This is a genomic window from Streptomyces sp. NRRL F-5122, from assembly GCF_001507435.1.
Classification (GTDB): Bacteria; Actinomycetota; Actinomycetes; order Streptomycetales; family Streptomycetaceae; genus Streptomyces; species Streptomyces lannensis.
Genome location: NZ_LMWH01000278.1, coordinates 1 through 18570 on the forward strand (window position 1 = coordinate 1; position 18570 = coordinate 18570).

The 18570-nt window shown below is 68.1% G+C and carries 15 protein-coding genes; 8 read left to right on the forward strand and 7 right to left on the reverse strand.

The window, feature by feature from the left end; all coding sequences use genetic code 11:
* Nucleotides 1-534: 534 nt before the first annotated feature.
* The 3 genes from ADL25_RS38295 (at nt 535) to ADL25_RS38305 (ending at nt 4189) form a co-directional block, all read left to right on the forward strand.
* Nucleotides 535-1224, forward strand: a complete 690-nt coding sequence (locus ADL25_RS38295) for an RNA polymerase sigma factor (RefSeq protein ID WP_063805821.1) — start codon at nt 535-537, stop codon at nt 1222-1224.
* A 73-nt stretch (nt 1225-1297) separates the two neighbouring features.
* Complete coding sequence (locus ADL25_RS38300; protein WP_059132537.1) at nt 1298-2479, forward strand: BN159_2729 family protein; 1182 nt, start codon at nt 1298-1300, stop codon at nt 2477-2479.
* Between the two features lie 477 nt (nt 2480-2956).
* The gene (locus ADL25_RS38305) at nt 2957-4189 is read left to right on the forward strand and encodes a GNAT family N-acetyltransferase (protein WP_059132538.1); all 1233 of its coding nucleotides are present in this window, start codon (nt 2957-2959) and stop codon (nt 4187-4189) included.
* A 287-nt stretch (nt 4190-4476) separates the two neighbouring features.
* Here the strand turns inward: ADL25_RS38305 and ADL25_RS38310 are convergent, their stop codons facing one another.
* From ADL25_RS38310 to ADL25_RS47245, 4 genes are all read right to left on the reverse strand, one after another.
* Nucleotides 4477-6165 carry an ISAzo13 family transposase gene (locus tag ADL25_RS38310; protein WP_059132539.1) on the reverse strand — a complete coding sequence of 563 codons (1689 nt, stop codon included), beginning with the start codon at nt 6163-6165 and terminating at the stop codon, nt 4477-4479.
* Between the two features lie 230 nt (nt 6166-6395).
* Complete coding sequence (locus ADL25_RS38315) at nt 6396-7064, reverse strand: hypothetical protein (protein ID WP_059132540.1); 669 nt, start codon at nt 7062-7064, stop codon at nt 6396-6398.
* A gap of 181 nt (nt 7065-7245) precedes the next feature.
* A complete protein-coding gene (locus ADL25_RS38320) occupies nt 7246-7527 on the reverse strand; it encodes a hypothetical protein (protein WP_059132541.1) in 282 nt (93 codons plus the stop codon).
* Nucleotides 7528-8248: 721 nt separating this feature from the next.
* Nucleotides 8249-9051, reverse strand: a protein-coding gene (locus ADL25_RS47245; protein ID WP_420711412.1) for an IS5 family transposase whose coding sequence is annotated in 2 segments (ribosomal slippage) — nt 8249-8709 and nt 8709-9051 — 804 coding nt in all. Because the reading frame shifts where the segments join, the coding sequence is not laid out codon by codon here.
* Between the two features lie 83 nt (nt 9052-9134).
* On the opposite strand from ADL25_RS47245, the gene ADL25_RS38335 reads away from it, so the two are divergent.
* Entirely contained in the window at nt 9135-9719 is a 585-nt protein-coding gene (locus ADL25_RS38335) for a DinB family protein (protein WP_059132542.1), read from the forward strand.
* 117 nt (nt 9720-9836) lie between these two features.
* On the opposite strand, the gene ADL25_RS38340 is transcribed toward ADL25_RS38335, so the two are convergent.
* Nucleotides 9837-10271, reverse strand: a complete 435-nt coding sequence (locus tag ADL25_RS38340) for an Rrf2 family transcriptional regulator (RefSeq protein WP_014182561.1) — start codon at nt 10269-10271, stop codon at nt 9837-9839.
* Nucleotides 10272-10400: 129 nt separating this feature from the next.
* On the opposite strand from ADL25_RS38340, the gene ADL25_RS38345 reads away from it, so the two are divergent.
* Nucleotides 10401-11150, forward strand: coding sequence for an SDR family NAD(P)-dependent oxidoreductase (locus tag ADL25_RS38345; RefSeq protein ID WP_059132543.1), 750 nt, complete (start codon nt 10401-10403; stop codon nt 11148-11150).
* Nucleotides 11151-11278: 128 nt separating this feature from the next.
* On the forward strand, nt 11279-11494 hold the full coding sequence (locus ADL25_RS52430; protein WP_079050874.1) for a hypothetical protein: 216 nt from the start codon (nt 11279-11281) through the stop codon (nt 11492-11494).
* Between the two features lie 247 nt (nt 11495-11741).
* Here ADL25_RS52430 and ADL25_RS38355 read toward each other — a convergent pair whose 3' ends face one another.
* Nucleotides 11742-13145 carry an MFS transporter gene (locus ADL25_RS38355; protein WP_059132544.1) on the reverse strand — a complete coding sequence of 468 codons (1404 nt, stop codon included), beginning with the start codon at nt 13143-13145 and terminating at the stop codon, nt 11742-11744.
* 96 nt (nt 13146-13241) lie between these two features.
* Between ADL25_RS38355 and ADL25_RS38360 the strand changes: the two genes are divergently transcribed.
* Nucleotides 13242-14201 carry a sigma-70 family RNA polymerase sigma factor gene (locus ADL25_RS38360; RefSeq protein ID WP_059132545.1) on the forward strand — a complete coding sequence of 320 codons (960 nt, stop codon included), beginning with the start codon at nt 13242-13244 and terminating at the stop codon, nt 14199-14201.
* A gap of 99 nt (nt 14202-14300) precedes the next feature.
* Entirely contained in the window at nt 14301-15062 is a 762-nt protein-coding gene (locus ADL25_RS38365; protein WP_199839284.1) for an SDR family oxidoreductase, read from the forward strand.
* Nucleotides 15063-15335: 273 nt separating this feature from the next.
* On the opposite strand, the gene ADL25_RS38370 is transcribed toward ADL25_RS38365, so the two are convergent.
* Nucleotides 15336-18137, reverse strand: a complete 2802-nt coding sequence (locus tag ADL25_RS38370; protein ID WP_159045104.1) for a M4 family metallopeptidase — start codon at nt 18135-18137, stop codon at nt 15336-15338.
* Nucleotides 18138-18570 lie beyond the last annotated feature (433 nt).

Sequence of the window (18570 nt, forward strand, 5' to 3'; positions counted from 1 at the left end):
GCCGCCGGCACCAAACAACCCAGCCTCACCACCCTCTGGACCCTCCACCACGCCTACAACATCCAACTCGACACCCTCGTCTACAACGACCCACACACCACTTCGGCCACACACCGGCCCGCCACATCCAACTGACGCGGAAACACCTCAGCACTCGTCAGTCAGGCCACATCCCCAGCCCTGCACCACCGCACGCCCAGCCACATACGGCCGACACCGGCACCACCCATGCCGACTCGGCCCCCGGGGCACCACTCAATCCCCGTCACGCATCCACGCCGACCCGTCACAACTGCGGTCCAGGTAGAGCGAGTCCCGGCACCATCACTCAGGCCCATGCCTCACCGGCACCGCCGAGGCCCGCCCCGGCATCACATCGCCCTGATATCCGACCCGCGCCGCCGCAGCCCCCGGCCTGGGGACCCCAGCGTCCACCACGCCGCGCTACGGCCTGACACGCCGCAGGCCGGCCATCCCGCCTCCGGCCGGCAGCCACCAACCCGGCCACCCATCATCCACACAAGAGAGCAACCCTTGATCACCAAGACACGCACCACGCCGCGTCACAAAGAGGCCGAATCCACCCTCATCGCCCGTGCCCAACAAGGCGACCCGGACGCATTCGGCGAGCTCTACCGTAGGCATCACGACATGATCGCCACGTTCATCAACCACCGCGTCAGGTCCAACCCCACCCTCACCGAGGACCTGACCGCCGACGTCTTCGTCAAAGCCCTCACCAAGATCACCACCTTCACCTGGACTGGTACCTCCATTCGCGCCTGGCTCTGCACCATCGCTCGCAACACCATCGCCGACCACTACAAGATCGCCGCCACCCGTCGACTCACCTACGTCGACCAGATCACCCACGTCCACGACACCTGGACCGCCCCCGCCAACACCGCCGAAGAGACCGCCCTCGCCACCCTCGCCGTACACGACCTCCACCACGCCCTCGGCAGCATCACCCCGCGGCAACAAGCCGTCATCCGCCTCAGGTTCCTCAACGAACTCACCGTCACCGAGACCGCACAGACCCTCGGCACCACCAACGCCGCCGTCAAGACCCTCCAATGGCGCGCCCTCGACACCCTCCGCAAGACCTACGCGATCCCGGACCCCTCACATCCACAGAAACCACAACGAGAACGGGCAACGGAAAACCACCGCGCCCGGAGCCCGCACACCCCCGGCCACTGTGCGGCACTCAGACCTAAGTGACCAGCAGGACAGGCATCTGTACAACGCAGCGCCGACCACCGAACACCCGTATCACGGCAGAAGGAAGAGTCAGATGACCACCGCCCCCGACCACCACACCGACATCGAACAAGACCTCACCCAGCGCCTCGCCGAACTCGCCCGCGCCTTCATCGCCGACCTCTCCGCACGAGGCCACCTCACCCACACCCCCCACCGACACCAAGCCACACCCCCTCCAACACCTCACGAACCCAGTCCCGTTGAGACGGACGTCAACACCGCCGAAGCGCTCACCCCGCTACCGGAACAACCCGGACCACAACTCACACCCCACGCCCAGACCCGACCGCCCCAAACTCTTGCCGATCTCCACGCCCTGCACCCCGACCCTCCGCAGACTCTCTCCGACCTCCTCGCCGCCCACCTCACCGCGAACGGCGCACAACACACGCCCAACGACCCACCCGACAGAATCCCAACCCCCACCGACCCACCGGACAACCGTCAGGGCGTCACCGCCCTTCTCGCGCCACAGCACGTCCTGGTCGGAACAGACCGCACACCCGTCAGCATCCCCACCCCCAGTCCCATGCTCCGCGGTGCCATCACCCTCCCCCGCACCACTCACCGCACACCTCGCTGGGCCCGCACCACCACACCCAGCGAAGCCCATTCACCCGATGAAGCCGGCTCACCCGACGGTGCGCCGTCAGACACTCACACACCGGACGGAGCCCTCGCCGCCCACACCACCGGCCCCGACCCGGACCGCGTCCAACACACGGCCGCCACCGCCACACAGCTTCAGACCAACCACGCTCACCGGCTCGAACTCGCCCACATCACCCCCCACCACGACCACGTCACGATCCATATCAATGCCGCCACCCTCAACGACTGGGAGTACTGGCTCACTGCCATCAACGCACTCGACACACCCACCCACCGCATCGGCACCACCCAAACCACCACCGGCCACATCAACGACACCCCCATCCACCTCACCGCCCACCACGTCCCCCAACTCCTCGACCAAGCCACCCAGAACGCCAAAGATCCCTACTACCACCACGGCCGCATCTACGACCTCACCCACCCCCACACCGACCGCCACGGGCAAACCTGGCACTACACCGGCCAACGTCAATCCGACAACACCCCCCTCCTCGCCCTCCCCGGCACCAACCACCCCCCGTATCCCCTCACCACGATCACCACCACCAACGGCCCCCTCACTCCGACCCACAGGCCACCGGACGACGCCAACGCCTGATAGCCGACCACCCGACGTCAGCGATCCAGCACGACGCGACCGATGGCGCGCTTGCCCCGCGACCCGGATGCCCCTCACAGGTCGCTCCTTCTTGGTTTGCGTAATGATGCGGAACCGCGGGCTGCCCGATGCCGCATGGGAGCGTCCGGGCATGAGGGACTGTTCAGCCGTCCAGAGATGCAACCAGCCGAGCGACGGTGGGACCACGACCCGAGTCAGCTATGGCAAATCCGACACTCCTACGGCCTCCGACACGATCACGGCCAACGCCCACCGTGGTGCCGAGGGCTGAGCCCCCGTGCGCGTTGCAGCGGGGATCAGCGCCGTCGAACCCGGAGACCGCAACTCCCCCATAGGTCCGTGCTGCGACAGGCCGCGGATCCGACCGAAATTCAGTTGACCTGGCCACGGGTCAACGCTGCACTGTGGCGGGCACTACGAGCCGTGGTGCCGGAATCCCGGGGGGCAGCGGCAGCTATGGAGATCCGTCCCACGACCGACCAGGACCTCGACGTTTTCGTCGACACACTCCATGCCGCGTTCGGGCGCTTCCCGGAAACCCCGACCGAGAACGGTGGGGTCTGGTGGTCGGCGCTCGAAATGGACCGCAACCTCCTTGCCCTGGCGGCGGACGGGCGGCCCATCGGTACCGCCGGTGCGTACTCCTTCGAACTCACCCTGCCCGGTGAGGTTCTCGTTCCGGCCGCAGGGGTGACCGCCGTCGGCGTCCTGCCCTCGCACCGACGCCAAGGCGTGCTCAGCGCAATGATGCGCAATCAGCTCGCCGAGCTGCGGACCCGAGGTGAGTTCCTCTCCGTGCTACTGGCTTCGGAGGCCCGGATCTACCGCAGGTTCGGCTACGGACCGGCGACCTACACGCAGCGGCTCACGGTCCCGCGCCACCAGGCCGCCCTCGACCTCCCCCGGGCTCACGCCACCGCCGACAGCCCTGCAACCGGACTGGACACCGGCTCGGTCGAGCTGCGGCGGCGTGCCGAGTGCGTCGAGATCCTGGAAGACGTCTACGACCGCTACCGTCGCGCGCAGCCCGGTGCGCTGTCCCGTCCGCATCGATGGTGGGCCTTGAGTGCGGGACAGCCTCCGGTGGCTCCGGCTCCGCGCTACGTAGCCGTCCACCGGGACGCCGACGGCGTCCCGGACGGGTACGCCAGCTACTCGGTCACCGATCCCAACACCCTGATGGTCGACGAGACCATCGCGACCGACGACGCCGCCTTCACATCCCTGGCGCGGTTCGTGCTCGGACACGACCTGGTCAAACAGGTCGTGTTCAAGCACTTCCCACCGGATCACCCGCTGCGCTGGCAGCTCGCAGACTTCCGCGCCGGTCAGGTGAGTGACGACACCGACTGGCTCTGGGTACGGCTGCTGGATGTCCCGCGGGCGCTCACCGCGCGCGGCTGGCTCGTGGACGGGGAGCTCGTCCTCGATGTCAACGACCCGTTCCTCGGCGAGCACGGCCGCTACCTACTGACTGTCCGGAACGGCAAGGCCGAGTGCGTCCCGACGGACCGAGATCCCGATCTGTCCCTGGACCTGAGCGACCTGGGCTCGGTCTATCTCGGCGGCACCGCCCCGAGCACGCTCATACGTGCCGGACACATACGAGCCCACCGCCCCGGCGCGGCCATCCTCGCTGACACTCTCTTCCGTGCCGAGCGTTCGCCGCATTGTCTCCACTGGTTCTGACCGCACGCTCGGTGGGACTCCCACGGGAGTGCCCGCCGTCATCCACCGAGACCGAAGGTCAGTCCTTTTTGATCGTCCCTCGGGATCTGCGTGCGGCGTTCACCAGTTTCACCTGCGCCCCCGCAAGTGCCTGTCTTGCGTGCTCGAACTCCTCCGGACTCATCGGATCCCGCGCCGTGTCACGACTGCGCGCCACTCCGTTCAGGAAGGAATTGATCGCGCGGGCGAAATTGTCGATCTCGGTCGCAACTTCCGGAGGCGCAATCAGGCTTAGGGCGTGCAGATCTTTAACTCGTCTTTTTGACCTTGGTCTGGGTGGGGTCGGGAGCGAGGAACGTCGCGACGTCGGCTGGTGTGCGGAGGCGGGCGGTAGAAGTGTTGATGTGGTGGCCGTGTGCTTCCAGGAGTGGGCGGACCTCCTGTTTCGCGCGGCTGATGGTCATAGCGGTGACGCCGAAGAGTTGGCCGAGAAGGTCCATGGTCGCGAGTTTGCGCAGATGGAGCACGGTGACCAGGATCCGGTCGGCCGGGGTGAGTTTGGCTTTGGCACCTGTGCCGGGGGCCACCAGGCGCTCGTGACCGCGACGTGTGCGGAGCACTTGCTCGCGTTGAACCTCCAGCGCTGGAGTCAGCGCGTCGATGAGCTCGCTGAACTGCTGACGGGTCATCCCGGTCAGTTCCGGGTCCTGCAGCGAACGCCGCGTGAGGCGAGGCGGTCTGCCCGCCGGGGCCTCCGACGTGCTGTTGGTCGTGGCCGCGTCTATCGGATGCTGGGGGTGGAGGGTGTAGTTCCAGTCGCCGTGGAAGCGGTGGCGGGTGATCGGCAGGGAGGCGATCTCGTCGTCGCTGACCTGGATGCCGGTGGGGTACGGGTTGGTGTCGAGTTCCGCGTGCACGGTTAGGCCGGTCTTGGTGGTGGTCGCCGCGATGCTCTCGACGATGACTTCGTGGCTGGTCAGGGGCCTGCCGCGCCAGTTCATGGTGATGTGGGAGAACAGCCGGTGCTCGATTCGGTTCCACTTCGAGGTCCCGGGAGGCAGGTGACAGACGGTGATCGTGAGGCCGGTCTCAGCGGCGAACCGGGCGAGTTCGGTCTTCCACGTGCGGGTGCGATACCCGTTGGAGCCGCCGGCATCGGCGGTGATCAGCAGTCGGCCGGCCGCCGGGTACGTGGCCCGCCCGGCTCCGTTCCACCAACGGCGGATCGACTCGACGGCGAACGCGGCGGTGTCATGGTCGGTGCCGACGTTGACCCAGCCTGTGTTCGCGGCGACGTCGTAGATGCCGTAGGGCACCGCCCTGCCCAGCACGCGGTCGGGGAAGTCGTGGGTGTCGACCCGCACCGGCTCGCCTCTCGGCTCCCACTCACGGCCGTTGTTCTTGAACGGGCCGACCAGCTCCTTCTTCTTCGTGTCCACACTGATCACCGGAGCACCGTCATCCTGGTGGTCGCGGGCCTGCTCGTTGAGGTAGTGGAACTGCGCGTCCCGGTCGGGGTGCTGCTTGCCTTCCAGCGTCTTGGCATTGCTCTGCAGGCTGAAGCCCTCCTCGCGCAGCAGGTCGCCCACCGTGTCCGCGGAGATCCTGTGGCCCTGCCGGGTCAGCTGCTCGGCGAGCTTGCGGGTGGATTTGGTGGTCCAGCGCAGCGGCGACACGGGATCTCCACGGACGTCGGGCTCGACCAGAGTGAGGAGTGCCTCCCGAACGGCTGGGTTGCGGTCGACGACGCGTTTGCGGCCGGCACCGGGCCGACGGACACGGCCCAACGGAGCCTCCCCGGAGCCGAGTTCCCGCACTCCGGCAGACACAGTGGCCTCACGGACACCGGCGGCACGAGCGACCGCTCTGATCCCGCCGTGGCCAAGGGACTGGGCCTCCGCCCCTATCAGCAGGCGACGCTGCCGCTCGTCGAGGTGCGGCAAAATCGCCTTGAACTTGGCTGCCAGCGCGGCCCGTTGCCCATCCAACCCGCTCATGCCAGACCAACGAATCACCAAGCAGAAAGCCACGAGTTAAAGATCTGCACGCCCTTACAGCGGCTAACAGAATGAGGTGGATCGAAGCTGAAGCCGTGTCCGGGCGGCGAGTCGAGCGTTGTCCGACTTGTCGGGGCAGGTGCGTGCCCGCGCTGGCCCTCTGATGTGCTGAGCCTGGCGCCCCGCACCGGAGTCGGCGGTCGGTGCGGGGCGCGGCATCAGAGGTTGTGTCAGCCGACGCAGCCGGTGACGATGGCGGAGCTGCCCGCGCAGTTGGTGGGGATGTTGCGCCGGATCTCCGACCGGTTCACCGTGAACTGCGTGTCGGTCCACACGCCGCCCGGTGCGACGGTCGAGGCGTTGTTGTTCACCTCACTGTGATCGAGCGTCACCGCAGCGCTGAGGTTGTATATGCCGCCGGCCTGTGACGTGCCGGAGCCGTTCGCGCTGTTGCGGTCGACCGAGCTGTCCCGCAGCACCAGAGTGTCGGCGGGATTGTCGTAGATGCCGCCGCCCTGGCCGTTGGACCCTCCTGCGACGTTGCCTGAGACCTCGGTCTTGATGAGCGTCAGCGAGACCGCGTTCCAGATCCCGCCGCCCTGCGCACCTGTGGTGGTGTTGCCGATGATCTTGCTGTTGATGAACTGGACGGGGCCGCTTTCTGTGTCGATGCCACCGCCGTCAAGGCTGCTGGTGTTGTTCTTCAGGGTGGTATTGCGGAAGACCGCGTTACCGTCCTCGTGACCGATGGCCCAGCCAACCCCGGCGTTGTTGTGTGTGAATTCGACGCTGTCGGTGGTGACGGTGCCGTCCGATTGCAGGCCTCCGCCCTCTCCCGCGTTGTTGAAGGTGAACTCGCTGCAGGTGATGTACGCCGTGGCGCCACCCACGACAAACACGCCGCCTCCCTCGATGTCCGCCTGGTTGTTGTCGAGGGTGACCTTGTCGAGCTTCAGATTGCCGAGCTGTCGACGAGGATGCCTCCCCCCGCATCGGGCGCGTTGTCGCCGCGGATCGTGACGTCGTCGAGCCGAAGGTCACCCGTCGAGGTGACGTGGAAGATGCGGAAGGCACCGGCCGTCAGCCCATCGCGGACGATCGTGGAGTCGCGGCCCTCGATGGTGAGCTGCCTGTCGATGGGGGCAGTCCGTCGGCGCCGGCGTAGGCGGTGGCCAGGTGGTAGGTGCAGTGACGGGCGAGGACGAGCGTGGATCCCGCCGGCGCCGTGGCGAGCACCGTGGTCAGGGCCGTGGTGCTGCACGTCACCGAAATACCGGGGGCCGCCACGGCCGGTACCGCACTCACACCGTTGACCACGAACGTGGCCAGGGCGGCGATGCCGGACAGTGTGGTGTATCGCATGGCTCTCCTTGAAGCGCAGTGACCGCCGGAGCACAGACGAATCCCTCGCCCATGTCGCGGACACTGGGAGCAAAACCGCCTCCCGCGCCCCTTCCCGTGCGCCGCAAGGCCTCCTCACCCACACACAGCAGCAGATTCGGTCGAGATGCCGCATCATCGTCCAACCCGCCTGTAGGACCATGACACTTCCCATCACCTCCAACAGCGGTCCTGCGCAGGCGGGAACGCAATCCGCGACCTGGTCGTAACTCCCTGCACGGCGTGATGCGGCCGTTGCCCAGGAACCGGACGTCCCGCAACACCTCGCACGGTGTACGCCCCTCAGCAACCATCGTCAGGGGCGCCCCGAGCCGGCGGCTCGTGTCGTAGGCGAACCGCCACAGGACCGGGTCCGTCACCTTCGTGTCCGCTGTCAGCAGCGTCATACCGCTCCTGCCGCGCTCCTCCGCGACGCGTCAGACGGCCCCGAACGAGCCGAGGCCGCTGCTGAACTGCACAACATGCCGAGTCACGAGTTACCAGGGCTGCGAGGAACTGACTGACTGGAGCAGACTGCAGGCCAAGCCCGTCGGCATCGGTCGCCTGCGCGTTGTCACTCACGGCATCCCGACCGGCGCATACAGTGATCTCGCATGCCGTCTTTTCCTGGTGTGAGAGACACGGCCGGGCCCTTTGGACAGTGGGGCCCGGCCGTGCCCACACGTTGAAGGACCTGCAACGGCTAACACAATGAGGTGAGTTGGCGATGGGTGATCAAGCAGCATGCGAGTTTGAGGAACGCCTCGTGCATGTCCGCGCGTCGTTCCCAGCGCACCCGCAGTCGGCGGAAACCGTGCAGCCAGGCAAAGGTCCGCTCGACCACCCACCTGTAAACGCCGAGACCACTGCCGTGCCCGGTGCTGCGCCGTGCGATGACGGGCAGGATGCCGCGAGCACGGACTCGCTTGCGGTAGCTGTCGTGGTCGTAGCCACGGTCCGCAAAGAGCCTGACCGCTCGCCGCAGTGGCCGGCCGACCTGGCCACGGACGGGCGGGGCAGCATCCAGCAGGGGCAGGAGCTGGGTGACATCGTTGCGGTTGCCGTCGGTCAAGATCACAGCCAGCGGGGTGTCATGTCCGTCGGTGATCAAGTGATGCTTGGAGCCCACTCGGGCCCGGTCGACCGGCGACGGACCCGTCGCGAGCCCCCCTTTAACGCCCTGCCGTGGGAAGAGCCGACCACGCAGCGGGACCAGTCCAACTTCCCTGCCGCGTGCAGCTCGGCGAGCAGGACTTCGTGCAGCCGCTGCCAGACCCCGGCCTCGTTCCAGTCCCGCAGCCGGCGCCAGCACATCATGCCCGAACCGCACCCGAGCTCCCGAGGTAAGTACTCCCACGGGATGTCCGTGTGCAGCACGTACAGGAACCCGCACAGCACCTGCCGGTCCGGCAGCGGCTTACGGCCCGGGTAGCGCAACCTACACTCCCGCTTCGGCAGCAGCGGCTCGATCCGCAGCTTCTTGTAGCAGGTCAGGGCGGCGGCCATGGTCAGGCCTCGGCTCTGCCAGTCGCTGCGGACCACGTACGGGATCTTGAGACCACGAGCAGCCCATGGCAGGCTCATGCCGCATGATCGATGAATTCGCGAAAGACAACCTGCACGGGAGACTGCGGCGGGACCGCAAGGCGCTGCTCTGGAAACTCGACGGCTTGTCCGAATACGACGCCCGCCGACCTTTGACAGCGACCGGGACCAACCTCCTCGGCCTGGTCAAACACGTGGCCACCCTCGAGGCCAGATACTTCGGCGAGGTCTTCGACCGCCCTTCCCCGGAACCGCTGCCCCGGTGGCAGGACTCCAACGGCAGCGATCTGTGGGCGACCGAGGACGAGACCCGCGATCAGATCATCGGGTTCTACCGGCGCACGTGGGAACACTCGGACGCGACGATCAACGAGCTCCCCCTCGACGCCCCCGGCCACGTGCCGTGGTGGCCGGAGCCTTATGCCGACGCGAACCTGTTCGCCATCATGGTCCATGTCCTCGGCGAGTCCGTCCGGCATGCCGGGCACGCCGATATCCTCCGCGAGGGCCTCGACGGCCGGACCGGGTTGCGCGCCGAACACGAGAAGCAGATCGACGAGGAAGCCCGTGCAGCCTACTGCGCGAAGATCGAGCAGGCCGCCAGGTCGGCCGCACCAGTCAAGGCCTAGAGGACGGCCTAGAGGGGTCTAGTACTGCATCGGTCTTCGGTGTGACTGGTTGCCGGGCTGTTCACTGGCCTGGGCATGGAGGGGGATCTTGGTGATGTCAGGGCGTAACGGGGAGGGCTAGCGAGGTGCCGCGAGTACGTCCCGGAGTACGTTCTCGAGCGTGACGCGGGCCAGCTCATGTCTCAGGGTCTCCTCGATGCCCTCGTAGATGCCCTGCATCGCCGGCTGGATACCGTAACCCACCACGCATCCCTGGTCCGGGGTGGTGCGGTGCATCGCGAACAGCGGGCCGGGTTCCACTGCCTCGTACACGTCGAGCAGGGTCATCGACCCCAGCTCGCGCGCCAGCGACCAGCCCGCGCCCACGCCCCGCCGGGACTCCACGAGCCCGGCCCTGCGCAGCTCGCCGAGCAGCCGCCTGATCACCACGGGGTTGGTGTTCGCACTGGTCGCGATCTGCTCGGAGGTGGCGACCTCATGACCCTGGCGCTGGTAGAGACCGATCCAGGCCAGCGCATGGGCGGCAATGGTCAACCTGCTGTTGGCACTCATGAACCCCTCCTCTCGGCCGCAACGCTCCATGTTACGACAGCACAGTCGTAACAGAGAAGGTTGCAATAGCCTGTCGTAACAATTAACGTTCCGACTGTCGGGAAGATTCAATCAACGAGGTGAAAAAGAATGAGCAAGCCACTCACAGGCAAGGTCGCCCTGGTCACCGGGGGGTCGCGCGGACTGGGAGCCGCGACCGTACGACTGCTGGCCGAGCAGGGCGCCGACGTCGCCTTCACCTATGTCAGCTCCGAGAAGCAGGCGCAGGCTGTCGTCGACGAGGTGCACAGCAAGGGAGCGAAGGCCGTCGCCTTCAAGTCCGACCAGGCGGACATGAGTGGGGCGCCGGCGCTGATCGACGACGTGGTCGCGCACTTCGGCGGCCTGGACATCCTCGTCAACAACGCGGCGATCTCCGCGGCCGGCACGGTGGACGACCCGGACACCGACACCGCCGCACTGGACCGGATGCACGCCACCAACTACCTCGGCGTGATCGCCGTCATCCGGGCCGCCTCCCGAGTGCTGCGCGCGGGCGGCCGCATCATCACGGTGAGTTCCGGACTGGGCTCCCGGGTCGGTGTCCCGGGAGCTGCCGACTACTCGGCGACCAAGTCAGGGATCGAGAGGTACACCATGGGGGTCGCACGGGACCTCGGGCCCCGGAACATCACGGCCAACGTCGTGGAGGCCGGACTGATGGAGGGCGGCATGGAAGCGCCGGACCCCGAGACCCTCAAGGCCCTGGTCAGCTCGCTGTCTCTGCAACGCATGGGTCACCCCGAAGAAATCGCCGCGGCGATCGCCTTTCTGGCGAGCCCCGCCGCGTCGTACGTCACGGGCGCCGTGCTGGACGCCCACGGTGGCTACAACGCCTGAACCGCAAACCCCTGCCCCGCGCCCCGAAGGACATCGCGCCTTCGGGGCGCGCACCGCCAACGACCCGCGCCTGCGCGGACGGCTCCCACGCGCGCGAAAGAGGGGGAGCCGCGACCGGTACGTCGCCGGTGGACCGGCGGAAGACAGGCAGCAAGCACCAGCTGATCTGCGACGGCAAGGGCACCACGCTGCACATCATCACGACCGCCGCCAACGTCAACGACATCGCCCGCGTCAGGGCCGCGCTCCACTCACCCCAGTCGTGGTCCCAGCCGCGTTCATCGGTGTGCGCTCGCCTGAGTTCCATCGTGAACCTGGCACAGTGGCCGAACAGCTCCCGATAAGCGATCAGTTGCCGGTCACGTAGCCACTGGCGGTCCTGTGCGCGATGTGTGACGGTACCGCCGCCCAGAACGCGCATCGTGGCGAAGAGAGCCACCGCAGCCGTCGTCACCAGCGTGTCCAGCACCAGCCCCCCAGACGCCTCAACCGTTGGCGAGACGAACGTACTGGCCACCGGGCTCCGTCGACAACGGACTGCGGGCGGGCAGACGTATGATTGCCGCCGCCCGCCCGCCATGACCGAGCAGGTCAGCGGTTCGTCGTCAGTACGGGGGCGGGTGGTGTGGAAGACGGCGTAGCCGAGCGGCGCCCCGGGATCCCGAGTGCCGCAAGCGCCCCCGCAAGCGACAGCGCGCCGCTGGCCGTCATCGCTGCGGTGAACCCGTCGGTGAAGGCGGCCCGGCCCGAGTAGTCGCCCGTCCTGCTGAACGCGAGGGCCAGTACTGCGACTCCGAAGACGCCGCCCAGTTGCCGGCCTGTGTTGAACACGCCGGATGCCTTGCCGAGTTGTTCGGGGGTGACGGCGTTGAGGACGGCCGTCTGGGTGGCGGGCATGGCCATACTGACGCCGGCTCCCGCGATGAGCATCGGGGCGATCAGTTCCCAGTACGGCAGGGCGGGTGTGGCGACGAGGGCGAGCCATCCCATGCCGGTCGCCTGCAGGGCGAGCCCGAGTGAGGCGAGCGGTCGTGCGCCGATCCGGGTCGTCAGACGTCCGGCCAGGGGTGCCACTATCGTCACGGATGCGGTCCAAGCCAGTAGATGCAGCCCGGAGGCCAGCGGACGGTCACCGCGCCCCATCTGGAAGAACTGCGCGGCGAAGAACAAGGACCCGTAGAGGGAGGCATAGAGGAACAACCCCGCGGCGTTTCCCGCCGCGAACCCGGGGAGCCGGAACAGGCGCAGCGGCACCATCGGCCGGTCTGCGACCCGCTGCCAGGCCACGAAAGCGGCCGCACAGGCCGCACCCGCGATCAGCGTCCCGACCACCTCGGCACTGCCCCACCCGGCGGCGGACGAGCGGACCAGACCCCACACCAGCCCGAGCGCGGCGCTCGTGACCAGCACCAGCCCGCCGGCGTCCACACGACCCGCGATGCCCCGGCTCTCCGGGACCCGGCGCAGGACCAGCGGGATGACGGTCAGACCGATCGGGAGGTTGAGCCAGAAGATCCACTGCCAGGCGAGCCCCTGCGTCACCGCGCCGCCGACCACCGGACCTGCCACCACCGCGAGCCCGGTAAGCCCGGCGAAAAGCCCCAGCGCTCGCGGCCGTTCCTGCGGCGGATAGGCGGCGCTGAGCAATGCCATCGCCAACGGCATCACCAGGGCCGCACCGATACCCTGCACCGCCCGTGCCGCGATCAGCCAGCCCACTCCCGGCGCGAGCGCGCACGCCGCCGAAGCCGCCGTGAACAGCGCCAGCCCGGTGGTGAACACCTTCCGACGCCCGAACCGGTCGCCCAGCACGGCCCCGGTCATCAGCAGGACGGCGAAGCTCAGGCTGTAGGCGTTCACCGTCCACTCGAGTTGTTCCATCGACGCGCCGAGATCCAGCCTGATCCGGCTCAGTGCCGTCGTCACGACCGTGGCGTCGAGCGCCACCATCACCGAGGCCGCGGACGCGAGCCCCAGCACCCATTTTCTGTTCATGCCAGTACCGACCGGCGGCCCATCCCGATTGGTCGGGCCCGGTCCGACGAATTCCGGCGGCCCGGCGGGTCTGTACAAGAAAGGGAGGGACATCGCGTGACCGTGATCGAAGAACAGCGTGACGAATTCATCCGCCTGACCACGCCACTCAGGCGTGAGCTCCTCACCCACTGCTACCGGATGCTGGGGTCGTTGCAGGACGCCGAGGACCTGGTGCAGGAGACCTACCTCCGGGCCTGGCGATCGTACGGCGAATTCGAAGGCCGTGCCTCACTGCGCACCTGGTTGTACCGGATCGCCACCAACGCCTGCCTCAACGCACTACGGCACGGCAGCCGCCGGGTGCTCCCCGCCGGACTGGGCGCCCCCGCCACCGACCCGATCGCGCCGACCGCCCGGCATCCGGAGATCGCCTGGCTGGAGCCGATCCCCGACGAGCGCGCCGATCCCGCGGCGATCGTCTCCGGACGGGCCGGTCTACGGCTGGCTCTCATCGCCGCCCTGCAACATCTGCCCGCACAGCAGCGAACGGTGCTGATCCTTCGCGACGCACTGGCCTGGTCGGCCGAGGAGGCTGCCGACGTCCTCGGCGTAACCCCCGCCGCCGTCCACAGCACGCTGAAGCGCGCCCGCGCCCGTCTGGAGCGGCTGGCCCCGGCGATCGACGAGATAACCGAGCCACCCGAACAGGAGCAGCGCGACCTGCTCGACCGTTACGCCGACGCCTTCGAACGCGCCGACATCCCCGCCCTCACCCGCCTCCTCACCGAGGACGCGGTCTGGCAGATGCCGCCGAATCCTGCCTGGTTCGCCGGCCGCGACCACGTCATCGCACTGCTCACCGCCCGCCTGCGCGGCAAGCCGGTCCGGCTGCTCCCCCTGCGCGCCAACGGACAGCCCGGCTTCGCCTCGTACGCGGCCGGCAGGGCCTACGGCGTCCAGGTCCTCACCCTGCGCGGCCCGGCGATCGCCGAGGTCACGGCTTTCCATGACGCAAGTCTGGTCGCACGGTTCGGACTGCCGTCCCGGATTGAACACCCATCGACCCTGATATGACCCACATCACATACCGCGTGTTTGCCAGGGCGACTACTTCTTCTCCGGTGGCTGGTCTGCATATCCAACCGAAACCGACCACCACCTCAGGAGTGCCCGATGCCCGATCCCCTCCGCGCCATGTCAGATCCCCGCCAGACCGCCGTCGTCACCGGTGCCGGCCGCGGCTTCGGGCGCGCCATCAGCGCTGCGCTCGTCGCCGCGGGCACCCACGTCATCGGCATCGCCCGCACCGAACGGGACCTGCTGGCCGTACGTGACGAACTCGGCGAGGGCTTCACACCCCTCACCGCGGACGCCACCGACGAGACCGTCGCGGAACAGACGATCCGCGAACACGGCCCGCGCCTCCTCGTCCTCAACGCCGGGGCAGCCCCGCACATGGCCCCCGTTCACGAACAAACGTGGGAGACATTCAGCCGTAACTGGCACACCGACACCCGGCACGTCTTCGCCTGGACCCGTGCCGCGCTGCTGGCGCCGTTGGCGCCGGGCAGCGTGGTCGTCAGCATCTCCAGCGGCGCCGTACTGGTCGGATCGCCGCTCAGCGGCGGCTACGCCAGCGCCAAAGCGGCCATCCAGTACCTACGTGGCTACGCGGCCGAGGAATCCCGCCGTGCCGAGCTCGACATCCGCTTCATCACCCTGCTTCCCCAACTGACCCCGGCTACCGCCCTCGGCTCGGTCGGCGTCGCAGGCTACGCCGCACAGCAGGGCGTCGACCCGGACACCTTCGCCGCCGGTCTGCAGCCGATCCTGACTCCGGAGCAGGTCGCCAAGGCCGTCACCGACCTGGCCGACGACCCCGGCAGCGTCCCGGAATACCGGATCGGCGGTGACGGCCTGCGCCCGCTCGGCTGAACACAGAGCCACACCAGAGGTGAGCTCTTTTCCAGTTCAGCAAGGCAGCAGCGTCCTGCGGGGCAGGCGGCCGTCGGCGTCCTCTCGATTCACGTGTGAGGGGACGGCAAAACCGGCCGCGGACAGCCCGGCCGGTGACCGTCGTCCAGCAGCACTCGGCGTACCGCAACTACTGGAAGTGGGTGCCGATACCCTCTGGAAGGGCGATGGTCCCGCCTTGTGTGCTGGTGGACAGTTCACACACAAGGCGGGACCGGTTGTCGCACGCAGTGCTCAGGCGCAGCTGCCCGCCGGGTGGTTCCGGGTCACCAGGTCGGTGTCGGTCGTCGTGGTGTCCATCCACAGCACACGACTGCCGGTGCCGGCCACCGCGTTGGACTGCTGGCCGACGCTGCAGGAGACACGACCGAGCGGGGCACCGTCCGGGGTGTACTGGTACAGCTTGGCCAGGGAGTCGTTGGGGTCGTCGAAGACCTGGCCCCATGAGGGGTAGACGGTCAACGTGACCGCGGAATCCGTGGCGGTGAGGCCGTAGGCCGGTGTGGCACGGTCGCTCTTCTCCGGGATGACATCCGTGACCACCGCACCGTCAGGGCCGCCGAGGTGGGCCCGGCGCAATGTGGTCTGGTCCTGGTCGGTGTAGTCGGTGTCGATGAGCCAGTACACATCCGACGAGGTCATGACCGGGGTACTGATCCACTCCGGCTGCGAGGGCGCCCCCAGGGCCGTGGTTGTGCCGTTGGCGATGTTGTACATCTGGATCCGGACCCCGTACGTCCCGTCGAACAAGCCGTCCTCGATGTACGCGATCCGCCCGTTCTTCAGGGCCGGTTGGGAAGCCTGGTTGTGGTCACGGGCCATTGGCACCTGCTGCGGGACGGTGGCACCGTCCTTGAGGTAGGAGACCCGCTGCAGCCCGCTCGCCGGGTCCCGGAAGGACCACGCCACGGTGCCGCCGTCGATGCTCACACCCGTGACCTCGGAAGGGGCGCTGAACAGCGTCTTCGGCTTACCACCCTGCACCGGCGCCGACATGATGTCGTACGTGTGGGACCACGGGTCGTCGGGGACGTTGCCGACCGCCACCCAGACGACGTGCTTGCCGTCGGTGACCGCGCTCATGTGGCTGCGGCCGTCGTCCGGGGAGACCTGGTGCGGCCGGCCCTTGCCGTCGATGCGTCCCACCCACACCGAGTACGGGTCGACCCCGTCGGGGCTGGACTTCGGCGCCGCCCACCAACCGCCCCCGGCGCCGGGCGCGTTGCCGGTGCCCACGTACTGCGGCAGCGTGCCGAGCCTGCCGAGCAGCACATTGCTGTCCAGGCCGAGACCCTTCTCCCAGCCCGGGACGATGCCGTGCGCGTCGAAGGCGCCCTTCACGGCAGTCAGCTTGGCGCCCTTCACACCGAGCGACCTGGCCGCGGCGACGACCGCGTCCCGGCCCTCCTCGAAGCCGTCGAGCGGGGTGATGTAGGAGGTCAACGCCCGGTAGACGATCTTGTCGGCCAGCGCGCCGCCGAGGCTCTCCCGGATGTCCCACAACGCGCCGCTGAAGATGGTGGAGTTGAGGTGCACGCCGCCGTTGTCACCGGCCGCGCCAAGAGGCAGGCCGAGGAAGTGGGCCGTCGTGGCGCCGTCGTTGAGGTCGCGGAAGGCGCACTCCTCGGGCGTCCGGGTGCGGCACAGGTCGCCGCCGATCAGTCCGGCCTCCGGATCGCTCATGGCGGTGTGGTTGACGGTGACGTCGATGACGTTGCCGAAGTAGTCGGCCAGCGCCTCGTTCATCGCGCCGGACTGACCCGAGTAGACGAGGTTCGCGGTGTGCTCGACCACGCCGTGGGTCATCTCGTGGCCCACCACGTCGAGATCGGAGGCCAGTGAGCGGTATTCGTCGTCCCCCGTGCCGTACACCATCTTTGTGTGGTCCCAGAAGGCGTTGACGAACGGGCTGCCGTAGTCGGTCACGCCGACCAGGGAGTTGATCGCCATGCCGTGGCCGTCGAGGCTGTCTCGGTGGAAGGTGTCGCGGTAGAACTCGTACACCTTCCCGGCCGCCCAGTGCGCGTCGACCGCGCCGACGGAGGTCAGCTCCGGTCCGACCTTCGAGGTGGGCGAGGCGAAGGGCACGACGCCGTCCGGCCATACGCCGGAGACATCCTGGTACCAGAGGCTGGAGGCGTCCCAGGTCTGGATGACGTTGTGGCCCTTGGTGTCGGCCATGTGCGCGGTGTCACGCAGCAGATAGGCACCGGTGGCGGCGTCCTTCGTGAGGTACAGCGGCACAGTGGAGCCGTTGAGCAGGGTGCCGCTACCGGTGATGCTCGCCGCCTCGGAGCCGGATGCGGATCGGTCGGGCCTGCTCTGCTTCGCCGGCGTGCCGCTCGGGTGGACGCCCGCCACTTGTCCTGGCGCGGTAAAGGTGGGCAACCCGCCGGACTCGAACAGCGCCGTACCGGTGACCGCGTCGACGTACACCTCCTGCACCAGCGGTGTGCCGGTGGCGGGGTCGGAGCCGCTCACGGTGACATGGCGGGCCAGGACGCCCTTGCCTGTGGGCAGGATCGTCAGCCCTTGGTCGTCGCCCGACAGGACGGCCGTGCCGTTCTTGGCGTGACTGGGCCGGTAGCCGCCCCTGTCCAGCTCGCTCCGCACGTGCCGTACCGCGTCGTCCACGGCGGTCTTGGCGGGAAGGGTCCCCTGGTCGGTGTCGACATCGAGGCCGGTGAAGTAGGAACCGGACGTGCCGGTGACCGTCCGCTTCCCGCTCTTGTGGGTCATGCGCACCACGTACTGGGCGCCCAGGACCGGGACACCGTGGTACTTCTGGTCCAGACGCACCGTTTCTGCGCCGTCGGCGTCCGCCGTCACGGTGTTCGCGACCAGATCCCGGTCGGGAGAGGAAATGTGGTACCGGTCCTTGTGACCCGCCAGATGCGTACGGGCCGCGGTCGCGGCAGACACGGACGCGTCCACCGAGTCGGCCAACCCGTCCACCAGCGCGGGAGTGTCCGTCGTCGGTTCCGCGGCCTCACCACCCACGATCGGTGGCTGGCCCGCATGTGCCGGCGAAGTCATGCCGAGGGACAGCAGGACCGTCGCAGCGAGCAACGCGATCGGACCGGTGTGGCCGGGTCTACGGCGAAGGCGATGACGTATGTGTGATGGCATGGACAAGTGCCTCCGACGGCCCGGCGCAGCCCGGGCCCGGTAGTGGGGCGTCAGTTGAGCGGCGCACCAGCGCGCCCGCGGCTCGCCCTGCATCTTCACTGCCACATGCGCAACATGACAAGGAAAAGCCGGGGGGTAAAACGCGCAGTTGCGCAGGTGTGAAACCGGCCCCCGCGGTCAGGCACTACCAGGCGGACACGAGGCGGCTGCTTCCGCTTCCCGGTTACCCACGCGTACTGGACGATCCGAACACCGGGCCTACGCGGGGGGTGTTCAGAGGACGGCTCGACACACTGACGGCTCCGGTCACGACACGAACTTCTTGCCCCTGACCAGCAGT

Excerpts from the sequence above, each read along its gene's own strand:
- ADL25_RS38300 (WP_059132537.1), top strand. The coding sequence starts at position 1,298 with ATGACCACCGCCCCCGACCACCACACCGACATCGAACAAGACCTCACC.
- ADL25_RS38305 (WP_059132538.1), top strand. The coding sequence starts at position 2,957 with ATGGAGATCCGTCCCACGACCGACCAGGACCTCGACGTTTTCGTCGAC.
- ADL25_RS38310 (WP_059132539.1), bottom strand. The coding sequence starts at position 6,165 with ATGAGCGGGTTGGATGGGCAACGGGCCGCGCTGGCAGCCAAGTTCAAG.
- ADL25_RS38320 (WP_059132541.1), bottom strand. The coding sequence starts at position 7,527 with ATGCGATACACCACACTGTCCGGCATCGCCGCCCTGGCCACGTTCGTG.
- ADL25_RS38335 (WP_059132542.1), top strand. The coding sequence starts at position 9,135 with ATGATCGATGAATTCGCGAAAGACAACCTGCACGGGAGACTGCGGCGG.
- ADL25_RS38340 (WP_014182561.1), bottom strand. The coding sequence starts at position 10,271 with ATGAGTGCCAACAGCAGGTTGACCATTGCCGCCCATGCGCTGGCCTGG.
- ADL25_RS38345 (WP_059132543.1), top strand. The coding sequence starts at position 10,401 with ATGAGCAAGCCACTCACAGGCAAGGTCGCCCTGGTCACCGGGGGGTCG.
- ADL25_RS38355 (WP_059132544.1), bottom strand. The coding sequence starts at position 13,145 with ATGAACAGAAAATGGGTGCTGGGGCTCGCGTCCGCGGCCTCGGTGATG.
- ADL25_RS38365 (WP_199839284.1), top strand. The coding sequence starts at position 14,301 with ATGCCCGATCCCCTCCGCGCCATGTCAGATCCCCGCCAGACCGCCGTC.
- ADL25_RS38370 (WP_159045104.1), bottom strand. The coding sequence starts at position 18,137 with ATGACTTCGCCGGCACATGCGGGCCAGCCACCGATCGTGGGTGGTGAG.